This is a genomic window from Butyrivibrio sp. X503, from assembly GCF_003625475.1.
GTDB lineage: Bacteria > Bacillota > Clostridia > Lachnospirales > Lachnospiraceae > Butyrivibrio.
This window is the reverse complement of sequence record NZ_RAIQ01000008.1, coordinates 26,331-38,183: the sequence shown is the minus strand read 5'-3', so window position 1 is coordinate 38,183 and position 11,853 is coordinate 26,331. Positions and strand designations below refer to the sequence as shown.

Annotated in this window: 10 protein-coding genes; all 10 read right to left on the bottom strand. The window is 40.5% G+C overall.

The window, feature by feature from the left end:
* Window positions 1–49: 49 nt before the first annotated feature.
* Window positions 50–694 (bottom strand): D-sedoheptulose-7-phosphate isomerase, encoded by a 645-nt coding sequence (locus D6853_RS13065; RefSeq protein ID WP_120658456.1) that lies wholly within the window; start codon window positions 692–694, stop codon window positions 50–52.
* Window positions 694–2,019, bottom strand: coding sequence for a D-glycero-beta-D-manno-heptose 1,7-bisphosphate 7-phosphatase (gmhB, locus tag D6853_RS13060; protein ID WP_120658455.1), 1,326 nt, complete (start codon window positions 2,017–2,019; stop codon window positions 694–696). Before gmhB ends, D6853_RS13065 begins: the two co-directional genes overlap by 1 nt.
* Window positions 2,016–3,035: a GHMP family kinase ATP-binding protein gene (locus tag D6853_RS13055; RefSeq protein ID WP_120658454.1), complete on the bottom strand. Its 1,020-nt coding sequence runs from the start codon at window positions 3,033–3,035 to the stop codon at window positions 2,016–2,018. Before D6853_RS13055 ends, gmhB begins: the two co-directional genes overlap by 4 nt.
* Before the next feature lie 15 nt (window positions 3,036–3,050).
* A complete protein-coding gene (locus D6853_RS13050; RefSeq protein WP_120658453.1) occupies window positions 3,051–5,246 on the bottom strand; it encodes a glycosyltransferase in 2,196 nt (731 codons plus the stop codon).
* 2 nt (window positions 5,247–5,248) lie between these two features.
* Window positions 5,249–6,556 carry an ABC transporter ATP-binding protein gene (locus D6853_RS13045; RefSeq protein WP_120658452.1) on the bottom strand — a complete coding sequence of 436 codons (1,308 nt, stop codon included), beginning with the start codon at window positions 6,554–6,556 and terminating at the stop codon, window positions 5,249–5,251.
* Window positions 6,557–6,575: 19 nt separating this feature from the next.
* Window positions 6,576–7,355 (bottom strand): ABC transporter permease, encoded by a 780-nt coding sequence (locus tag D6853_RS13040; protein ID WP_120658451.1) that lies wholly within the window; start codon window positions 7,353–7,355, stop codon window positions 6,576–6,578.
* A gap of 42 nt (window positions 7,356–7,397) precedes the next feature.
* Complete coding sequence (locus D6853_RS13035) at window positions 7,398–8,603, bottom strand: glycosyltransferase (RefSeq protein WP_120658450.1); 1,206 nt, start codon at window positions 8,601–8,603, stop codon at window positions 7,398–7,400.
* 11 nt (window positions 8,604–8,614) lie between these two features.
* Window positions 8,615–9,475, bottom strand: a complete 861-nt coding sequence (locus D6853_RS13030) for a glycosyltransferase family 2 protein (protein ID WP_120658449.1) — start codon at window positions 9,473–9,475, stop codon at window positions 8,615–8,617.
* Between the two features lie 71 nt (window positions 9,476–9,546).
* A complete protein-coding gene (locus D6853_RS13025; protein ID WP_120658448.1) occupies window positions 9,547–10,632 on the bottom strand; it encodes a glycosyltransferase family 4 protein in 1,086 nt (361 codons plus the stop codon).
* A gap of 21 nt (window positions 10,633–10,653) precedes the next feature.
* The gene (gene cps2T / locus D6853_RS13020) at window positions 10,654–11,847 is read right to left on the bottom strand and encodes a beta 1-4 rhamnosyltransferase Cps2T (protein ID WP_120658447.1); all 1,194 of its coding nucleotides are present in this window, start codon (window positions 11,845–11,847) and stop codon (window positions 10,654–10,656) included.
* Window positions 11,848–11,853 lie beyond the last annotated feature (6 nt).

The window sequence follows — 11,853 nt, the reverse complement described above, 5'->3', positions numbered from 1 at the left end:
AAAAAAGCTGCAACGGTGGAAAATTCACCTTGCAGCTTTTTTGTGACTATTATCCAAAATATCTTTCTTCCAGCATCATACACAGACAGTGATAAACAGGTAAGTGAAGCTCCTGAATAAGATATGTCTCAGATTCGGGAACTCTTATTGTTACATCGGCAAGTTCCTTAAGCATGCCTCCATTGTCTCCTGTAAGGCCGATAATATTTATATCCATAGCCTTGGCAACTACAACAGCGTTCATAATATTCTCACTGTTACCGGATGTCGAAATAGCAAGGAAAGTATCGCCCTTTCTTCCGAACCCCATGAGCTGCTGAGCAAACACGCCATAGCCATCAACGTCATTAATATAGGCTGTGGATAATGCCTCATGAGCAACAAGCGGGATAGCCATCAGAGATTTTTCAAGATTCTTGGCAAGACCCTCTCCGCGAACAGGATCAATTTCAAGTATTCTATCAGCTAATTCCTTATCTATAGGACGAGCAATCTTAAATCTTTTCATCAGTTCTCCTGCAATATGTTCCGAATCCGCAGCAGAGCCTCCATTTCCCGCTATCATAAGCTTGCCGTCATGATTATAGGTGCCCTCCATGATCTCATATGCTTTTGCTATATCCTCACGACACACTTCAAGCTTAGGATACCTTGCAATCAAAGAATCCAAATGTTTTTCTACTCTTTGTTCCATTACTTATCTCCACTAATTAAATACTTATCTACAAATTCAAGAAGATCATTAACGCATTCCTCAGCGTCGCAATCGTTCTTATCTGATATTATCGCTGTTTTGCAGCCGGCGTTCTTTCCGGCAAGAACATCATTGTTACCATCACCGATCATCCAAGAGCCTTCAAGATCAATATTAAAATCTTTAGCAGCCTGTAAAAGCATACCCGGCTTGGGCTTTCTGCATTCGCATTCGAACTTTAATTCCGGAATTTCTCCCTCAAACCCCTTGTCGGGATGATGCGGGCAATAATAAAGCGCGTCAATATACACTCCTTTCTCACCAAGGAGCGTCTCCATCTTGTTATGAATCTCATCCAGCTCTGCGTATGTAACTTCGCCTCTTGCAATCACCGGCTGATTGGTAACAACTATCGCAAGGTATCCCGAATCATTGATCTTTTGAATAGCGTCTACCACACCGGGAAGAAGCTCAAATTCATCGATATTTCTCAAGAATCCGACATACTTGTTGATAGTACCGTCTCTGTCCAAGAATACAGCCTTTTGCTTATGCATCAGATTTCTGGCTGAAACCTTGCCTGATATAAGATCACCTGTAACCTGTTCAAATCTCTCAGGTGTTCCCATATCTTTTACATACTCAGGGCTATCATAGGCAGCCACTTTACCGGTCTTAACAAGAGGTTTTATGACTTGCCTGTCCAGATCAACTTTATAAGGCTTGCCGTCTACTTCTGTTCCAATACTGTCAATATCAATATCTGTCATTCCAAAAATCTGCGAATTAACAATATGTAATCCGGCGTTTACCCTATTCTTGTACCACTTGGGTCTCGCCTCCTCTTTGGTAAGCCAATTCTTAACAATACCGCCCTCAGAGATTATAAGGCCACTGTCATACGGATGTGAATTGGGATGAGTAAAAAGAGATACCAAAGCATTCTTGGATCTGTGAAAATCCAGGAATCTCCGGAAATCAACATCAAACATCGAATCAGCGTTAAGGAGTAAAAAGTCTTCATTGGCAGAAAACACTCCCTCCTTATAGAGCTTAAACAATGCTCCTGCATTGCCAAGCGGCTTGTCTTCGACAAAATACTTGATGTTTACACCGAATTTACTGCCGTCGCCAAAGTAATCCATTATTTTATCAGCCATATGAGAAACGGTAAGAATAATATCCGTAAATCCCTGCTCTTTCAGGCATTCTATCTCATACAGAAGTATCGGCTTATCGGCTATTTTTATGAGCGGCTTGGGAATATCTCCTGCTATCGAAGCTATTCTAGTTCCCTTGCCTCCTGCCATAATTATAGTTTTCATGCAAGAACTCTCCCGCTATTCGGAACAAATGCTTCCGGTGTATAGTGAATGATCCTTGTTCCGCCGTCTTCAAACTCAAACGGAATATACATAAGATTACTGAGAGCTTCCTTAACCTTATCCTGCTTGTCTTTCTCAACATAGAAAACAAAGAATCCACCGCCGCCGGCTCCGAGAAGTTTGCCTCCCAAAGCACCGGCATCGATTCCCTTTTTATAGATCTCGTCGATATGATCTGTTGTAACAGCAGATCCTGTATTTCTCTTAAGCTTCCAAGTATAATCCAAGAGTCTTCCGAACTCATTTAGGCTTACATTCTTATCCGTAAGAGCCTTTTCCGCTTCGTCAACAAGACCAAGCATCTCAAGTAACTGGCGCTCTTTCTCTTCCTTGTTTCCGCCGGAATTGGCCTTCTGAACTTCAGAAGAAAATCTTGTAAATCCGGTAAAGAACATCAAGAGATTTCCGTTAAGCTCTTTTTTTCTTTCGGGAGAAATGATAATCGGATCCACTTCATATCCGTTAGCATTAAAGCTTATCCTGTTAAGTCCACCATATGCTGCTGCAATCTGATCCTGCCAGCCACCGGCTTCCTTGCAGAGTACTCTCTCAAGATAGATGGCATCATCCGCAAGCTTCTTCTTATCTACATACTTACCCTTAAGTGCATAAAAAGCATTAAGCATTCCAACGGCAAATGAGCTGCTTGTTCCAAGACCCGATCTCGCAGGAAGGTCAGCCTCATATGTAAGTCTGATTTCTTGCATGTCAAGCATATCCATAGCATTTCTAATGGCGGGATGTTCAATCTTACCGATCTCACTAACCCTCTCCATCTTGGAATATGCAAGCTCTGTGGAGTAATCAAAAAAGGGCGGTAAATGTCTGACATTTACATAGCAATACTTATCAAAGGTTGTCGATATTATTGCTCCTCCGTGCTCCTTGAAAAACTCCTCCATATCCGTGCCGCCACCAAAAAACGACATTCTAAACGGTGTTTTTGATATAACCATGCTTAATTCCCTTCTTTATACCTCTATATCCAATCTTAAAATATCTTCAGCACTCTTGGGTGTGAAATACTTTTCTACAAACTCTTTACCTGCATCTGACATTTTTCTGAGCGCATCATAATCCTCATATAAGCTGCAAATACGCTCTGCCATTTCCTTGGCATCGTCAACAACGATCATGTTGCCCATGGTATCATCCAGCCCCTCGGCTCCGATAGAAGTTGTAACAAGAGGTGTCTGATAATATGCAGCCTCAACAACCTTTCCCTTCACACCTGCGCCAAAACGAAGAGGCGCAATATCTATTCTGCATGAGTTATAAAGAGCTGCAAGCTCTTCGTCAGAAAGGAAACCGTGTATTATTATATTCTCACTCGCAAGAGCTTCCACTTCCTCAGGTGCTTTACTTCCGACAACATGCCATTTTATATCGGGATATTTCTCAACGATAAGCGGCAAAATCTCTTTGGCGAACCAAAGAACGCTGTCAACATTAGGCGGATGTCCAAAGCCTCCTACATACATAAGGTCCTGTCTCTGTGAAAAGTCTTTTCTGACATTATCCGGAATATCTTCATAAGCAAAGATCGGTATACTCCTGATAGGCTTGTCCGGAAAAGCCTCTTGCATTATAGCCTGCTCATAGTTTCCTACAACCTGTCCCACATCAGCTTTAGAGAAAAGATCATACTCTATTGCCTTCCATTTCTCGGAAGCTTTTAATTTGCTCGGATCACCGGTTATCTCGTATTCTCTTTTTTCTCTCACATGATGAAGATCGTGGGCATAATATATTACCTTGGCGTTACTGCCATACTTTTTAACAACATCCATGTATCTTGATGCAATATGAGGTCTCTGAAGATATACATAATCAAAAAACTTAAGGTTCTCTTTCAGGAAATTCTTCCAGTTCTTGCAATAATAACTGCCATAGAGCACCTCTATTCCAAGCTGATTAAGCTCAGTTGTATAAGGCTCATGCTTGTAATAATTATCTCCGATAAATGTCACGTGCAAGCCCATTTTAACGAACATCTTAAGGTACATATAAGAAGTCTTGCAGCCTGCATCCCTATCATGCCACGGAACATACTGATCGACCACAAGGATATGCTTTTTAAACCTGCTGCGATCCTTGGCTATAAAGACGTTCTCCGCATTGTTGAAATTCTCTTTTTCCAGAACGTCTTTCCACTTCTCATAGAATTTCTTGCTGTTGGTTACCTGATATGATTTCTGACCGGAATTAACATCGGTTCCGTTTGAAACGCCCTCGAAATGTACAACAACAGACAAAGGCTGATAAAGCACCTTATATCCGTGTTTTCTTACTTCAAACGCAAGATCCGAATCCTCACAATATGCAGGTACAAATCTCTCATCGAATCCGCCTATCTCTTCCCAGAGGCTCTTTCTGATCATGATCGCTGCGCCTGAAATATAATCCGCTTCTTTGACATAGTTATATTCCGGATCCAACGGATCTTTTTTATTACCGTAGTTCCATGCGGAGCCGTCTTTCCAAAGGATACCGCCCGCTTCCTGAAGCATTCCGTCCGGATATAACAGTTTAGAACCCGTCATGCCGACTTTGGGATCACTCATGAGGTCAATAAGGGGTCTAAGCCAGTTCTTCTGAACCTGTGTATCATTATTAAGGAACAAAATATACTCGCCATTGGCATACTTAGCCGCATTTTTGCAGTTAAGCAGGAATCTTAAATTCTCTTCATTTCTTACAACTGTAATTCCCGATACTATTTCTTTGATACGCTGTGTTGCATCTGTAGAACGATCGTCTGCGATTATGATCTGATAGGTCACATCACCGCTGTGTTTCTGAATAGATCTTAAGCAGTTATAGGTATAATCAAGCTGATTGTAAACCGGTATTACTATCGAAACTTCCGGATTGTCGTATTCCGTAAAGCTTAGCTGTTTGTATTCTTCAATCGGTCTCTCCACGCCGTCTTTCAGAACTGGGAAAAGATCCAATTCATTGTTAAAAATAGTCATGGGGCGTCCGATACTGTCATTTACGACATACTTATAACGAAGCCTTACGCCCGCCATGCCTTCATTTTTGAGTGCTTTAAAAAAATTAAATATTCTCCTTGGATGGAGCGCGATAAAAATAAACTTAGGGTGTCTTATGCATCTGGCAATAACCTTCGCAAAGAACTTCAACTTACTGTTTTCTGAGCTCAAAACTAATTCTCCTTAACAACATACTCTTTAACATTCCCCCTGTTTATATATATAAGCCCCGGAATATCAAATTCTCGTCTCGGAACCGAGAATACCAATGCATCATCCAGCCAGCATAACTGAACATGATCGTCTTGATATCCGTTTGCCACCGCCATCGCTACAGAAAATTCCCCCTTATTGAGCGGCGGTACAGTAAAGCTCATATCATACTCCACCTTACCGCTTGCACTTTCCAACTTCACGCCAAGTGTTTCTGTGTTTATTCCTATAACTTCGTTGCCCAAACGGTCCCTTATGGACAATCCGAAAATAGGACGTGCAGCCGTCTTTTTGAAATCAATCCTTATAATACAATGAACCTTCATTCCGGGTTCCAATACATCAATGATCTCATACTTATCATTAAATAAGCCGCACTGATATATATCAGCGTCACCGTTGCCCTTGTTGTATACACCCGGAACAACATCCGGAACTTCAATGCTTTCTTTTCGCTCGTCTCTTTCTACTTCCACATCACCATCCAGCATATCATCATAATCGTGTGTACCGAAAGTACTTTTATCATCACTGATCTGGTGTAATATGTATTCCTGATATTTATGAAGTCCCTCGATCGTATTACCGTCAAACATCTTCTCACCGTGATTAAGCCAGATTACTCTTTTACAGAATCTGGTCACGGCCGCTGTATCATGCGTAACAAGAATAACCGTCTTATTCTTCATGAGCTGATCCATTGCCCTGTAGCACTTCTGCTGGAATCTTATATCTCCTACAGAAAGTGCTTCATCAACGATCAAGATATCCGGATCGGAAAAAATCTGTGTTGCGAAAGCAAGGCGCACAAACATACCGCTTGAATAGCTCTTTACGGGCTGATTGATAAAGTCACCTATATCCGCAAAGTCAATTATCTTCTCAGTGATCTCCTCGAGCTGATTCTGAGGAATTCCCATCAAAGTGGCGTTTAGCTTAATATTCTCCATTCCGGTATAGTCAGGATTAAAGCCGGCACCAAGCTCCAACAGCGCAGCCACATTTCCCTTTGTCTCAAGTGTTCCGGATGTCTGATTAAGGACATCCGTAAGGATCTTAAGAAGCGTTGATTTACCTGCTCCGTTGGATCCTATGATTCCTATCTTCTCACCCTTCTTGATCTCAAAGGAAACATTTTTTAATGCATAGAACTTCTTGTGATAGCACTTTTTAAAAGGATGAAAAGCCTCCTTGAGTCTATCCATTTCAGAGTTATACAGCTTATATTCTTTTGTAATATTTTCAGCTCTTACAACAATATCTTCCATCTATAATGCTCCATATAATTTATAGTAAATCCGAAAAATGTACTCGAAGATTCTTATATACTTTGGTACCTATTATAAACATAGCCAGTGCAAACCCCCAAAAATATACCGTTTCCAATATGGGTCTGTTCCAAAAGCCCACACTATATATAAGTGCCGCTCTGTTTCCTTCCATGACATAGTAAAGCGGATTGAAGCTGAGTATCTTCAGTATTTTTCCGTTCATTGTCGCAGGACTCCAAAATACAGGCGTCATCCAAAAGCCAAGCTGCAAAATAATATTAACAAGCTGCGCCGCATCCTTGAAAAATACTGATACAGCCCCTACACAATATGCAAGTCCAATAAGCAGTGCAAATACACAGAACGAATAGTAGAAAACACTTATCCACGCAATATTTGGAGTGTATCCATATATCAAATACATAAGGAACACAAATAAAAGCAGGAATACATGGATGCAAAATGATGAAAGCAACTTGATCAGTGGAAGCAGCCAGATCTTAAATTTCATCTTCTTGACCAAATATGAATATTCATAAAAAACGTTAGTGGTAGACAAAAGTCCATCATTAAAGAAAGTCCACGGTATATATGCTGCTACAAACCATATAATAAACTGAACGTCATCAACCGGTGGATTTTTAAATCCCGTAAATACAAACCAGAATACCAATACAGTGATAAGCGGCTGAACAAACGCCCATACAAGTCCAAGGGCCGAGCCTGAATATCTTGATTTTAAGTCGTTTTTTACAAGGCTTAGAAGCAGCCTTATATCATCTTTGGAAATTTTCATGTTATCTTACAAACACTCCTTTTCGCTTTACATTACTTCCAATTATACTAATTCTTGCAGCCACTTTGCAAAATCTTTGCTGCTCTTATGATAATCAAATTTATCATCTATCAGCTTGCGGGCATTTATTGCTATTTCTTCCGCATAACTATTATTCTCATAAAGCTTCTTTATAGCATCTGCATACTCGTTCTTGTCCTCGCAGTGCAGATAATGCTTGCCTTCCTCGGCCGGTATTCCTTCTATTCCCACATCATTGGTACAAACAGGAATTCCCGCAGCCATACAGGTCAACACCTTAACCTTTATTCCCGCTCCCAGAACAAGCGGTGCTGCAAGGCATAGGCTTGAAGCCAAATACGGTTCTATATCTTCAACAAAGCCTGTTATTATCACCTTATCCGAAGCTCTGTCAAGCAATTCCTTGGTGGGATGTCCCCCAAGTATCACAAGCTTAAGACCAAGCTTCTCAACAAGAGGGAAAACCTCATCGATCAACCACAAGGCCGGTCTGTAGTTCTCAGGCCTTGACATATCTCCGTAAAAGAGAATGTTCTTTTGAGGCTCAGTTTCCCTTTTAACAGTTATTCTATCATAATATGTAGACCATATTTTAACAGGCGTGCGAATACCACGCTTATTCAACATTTCTAGGTCTTTTTCGTTGTTGAGTATTACAAGATCACAATTGTTTAATGCGGCAATCTCAGACTTTTCTATGTTATCATAGCGCATTTTTGTGATCATTTTTTGTAGCTTGCTCTTGGCATTTTCGTATTTGCGAAGGCATGCCTGTATGCTGACATCTTCTTCTATTCCTACTATCTTGGAGGTCGCAAAGATTTTTTTCACATCTTTGACGAAAACTATCGTCTGTGTCCAATGAAGTATTATAACATCCGGTTCATAGCCTTCTTTTTTAAGTGCCTTAAGACGCTCTATTATACATAATTTCAAGTAACTTGTCGTGATATTGCCGTTTCTGTCTAACGGACACTTGAGTGAATACAGGTCATAAGCATTTCGGACAAGCTTCTTGATCCCATGATCATGATAAAAATCTATGTAGCACTTGATCTTCTTGTCCAAGGTAAATTGCTTGTATTCATCAGTTTTGGCAAAGCCAACATATCTCACATCATAGGATGTATTCTCAATAATTGAATTAATATAATGATTTAGGAGCTTTCCGCCGGCGTGATCAACATTGTCATACGGCAAGAAAGGCGATATCCATAATATCTTCATATATTACTTTCTCATCCCTTTATTTTCTTATAGATCAAATAGTTAAAAACACCGATTTTATAGAAAATATGCAGTAATTTGAGCTGTATGGAACTTGCTCCAAGATATTCCTTACAGTACCATTCTCTGCTATAATAAGCTACTTCAAAGCGTTTTTTGACGGATGCTATGTTCTTGTCTATGCTGACTGAATGCATGTGGTCATAAGTGCAGTTGTTTATAAGATAATTCTTATAGCCTTCTTTTTGAAGCTTAAATGCGAGGATGTTTTCCTCATAGTACAGGAATGTGTGCTCATCAAATCCCCCGACCTTATCAAAAGCTTCTGTTTTGATCATGAACATTGATCCCGGAAGTACATCGACCAAGCTGATTTCAGATTTAAGACGGTCCTCCTTGTATTCCAAAGGATCTCCAAACACTTTCTTGAATATATATGAATCCTGAATGAGGCAGTCTCTAAACTTAGGTAGTTTCCATGCTATTGGAAGATTTATTCCCGATAGGCAATTCATTTTGCAAGCAACAGCTGCCGCCCCCGGAAGCTTTTCTAGGTAGCCAAGCATTGTTTCTACCACGGATTCCTCAAAAAACACATCGGGATTGGATATGATGATGTACTCGGGATTGCATTCTTTGGTCAGGAATCCTGCTCCATAGTTGTTTCCGGCTGCGTATCCTCTGTTCTCATCCGTTCGGATCACGTCAATCTTGTCGTTTTCAAGCTCTTTAAGCTTATCAAATGAATCGTCGGTGGAACAGTTATCTACAACAACAATCCTCTCTATTATTCCATATTTTTTGATGTGATTCAAAAATGATATAGTTGTCTCAGAATCATTATAGTTTAGTACAACCAGTCCCAGTTTCATACTATTCCTCTGCACTTAAATATTTCCCAAGCAAGTTCTTCCTCGCTTGGGAAACAATAAATCCGTCCTAACTAACCCAATTGTGCCTTTTTATATACCTGCTTGAGAATATCAGCACTCTTCTTCCATGAGTATCTGCCTACAATCTCAGTGTTAGCTTTGCAATCAGTCTCCAAAAGAGTCTTAATAGCAGTAGCAATTCCATCTTCATCCATCGGATCAAAGAATAAATCGTTATCCTCAAGAACTTCTCTCATAACTGGAATATCCGATGCCGCCACAGGCGTGCCACAAGCCATAGCCTCAAGAGGAGGAATTCCGAATCCTTCAAATATCGAAGGATAGACACATCCTGATGCCTCATTAAGAAGCGCTATCAGCTCATCCTTGGTCACATAGTCCGTAAGAATAACCTTATCCTTGCTATCCGAAACACTCTTTTCGATCTCGTCGTACATCCAGGCTTTCTTACCTACGATCACAAGCTTATGATCTAAGCCCGTATTATCAGAATATTTATTAAATGCTCTTATCAGCCTTGGAATATTCTTCCTTGGCTGAAGATTGCTGACACAAACAATATATTTATCATCTGCGATTCCAAACTTGTTTCTAACCTCGGACCTGATCTTGGCATCTTTGGGAAGAACTGTAAAATCAGAATCCACAGCGTTATAAACAACTTCTATCTTGGATGGATCAGTACCATAGGTTGTACATATATCCTGTTTGGAAAACTCAGAAACAGTGACAACCATATCGGCTTTCCTTGCCGCATGTGAAACCAGTATCTTGTCCTTGATATATTCTGACTTGGTAAATATATCTTTTATATGCTCAAATGAAAGATCATGTATCGTTACTACTGTTTTGCAAGGTGCAAAAAAAGGAAGATAGTACTGCGTATGAAGTACGTCGATATTGTACTTCTTGCACAACTTCCTTAGTTCAACACAATTTCTGTATATTGAGCTATTCTTTTTAAAATAAACTATATTAAATCTGTCTTCGTACTCGGTTACATCCACGCCACTATTGACGAATAAATAATATTCATCTCCGGAATCGGGAGTCATCCCCGAAAGAATGCCTCTGTAAAAGCTCTCATTTCCACCGGAGCGATCACCGAGCATATGAACATCTATGCCAACTCTCATATCAAATAGTCTCTCTATCTTTTATGCAAGAAATACCTTTTCATATTTCTCTGCTATGCTCTCCCATGTATAATCATCGGATATGCGTTTCTTGGCAAGTTTCCCGTACTCCGCCCTGCGATCATCAGACAAAGCCTCTACCTGCATGATAACATCGGACAGATTCCTGCCTTCCTTGTCCCAATATACCGCTGCATCCTCTGCAACCTCATGGTTGTACTTAACATCAAGAACCAGATTGACGTCCGTCGAAGCAAGCGCCTCAAGAAGACTTGGATTGGTGCCTCCAACCTCATGTCCGTGCATATAAGCAGAGGCATTTTCTCTTATTTTCTTAAGTAACTGCTTATCATATACTGAATCTGCAACAATAACTCTGTCGCTGTTAAGGAAATGCAAGTGCTCATCATACTCTTTTAGCAGCTTACCATTCTCAGTCGTAATGATTATCAGTTTCTTATCGGATGAGCTCTTAAGGAACTCTCTTATTATGATGTCGAAATTGTTCTCTTTAACAAAGCGGCCGACTACAAGGTAATAGCCGTGAGGCTTGGTATTGTACTCCGAAAGCCATTCTGTGAATTTAACCTCATCGTCTGCGTATGTAGATCTTGAAAGATCCGCGCCATAAGCGATAAATGTTGTATCAGGATTGTATGAAGCATATTCCTTGTTAATATACTTCTCTATCTCCTTGCTGTCGCAGATAGCCTTATCCGCATGCTTGATCATAAGCTTCTCGGAAAGCTTCCAATAAGCTCTTACAGGAGCACTCCACTTTCTTCTCTCCCAGTCATGTCCATCGGGATTGACATACAGCACTCCGCCGAGCTTTTCTATCTTTTTCTTATAATGCTTTATAAAAGGTCCAATTCTGCAAGCCATAATAAAGAAAACAGGCTTCTCAATAGAAGGTCTCTCCTCGCAGTATCTGATTGCTCTGGCAAGCGCCTTGATATCATAAATGATAGCCTTGGCAGCTCCGATTTCGGGAACCTTGACATTGTAGCACTTGGCACCATTATATTCATATCTTGAATCTTCTCTTGCCATAACGGCAACATGATAGCGTAAGTCGGCGCTCTTTTTGCACAGAGTAAGATTCTCCATGAATGTCTCGAATCCGCCGTATTCCGCAGGGATTCCTTTACTTCCGATGCAAAACACCTGGCGTTTATCTGTATGATATTGTTCTTTTATCTTAATTTTTCCCATAAACAA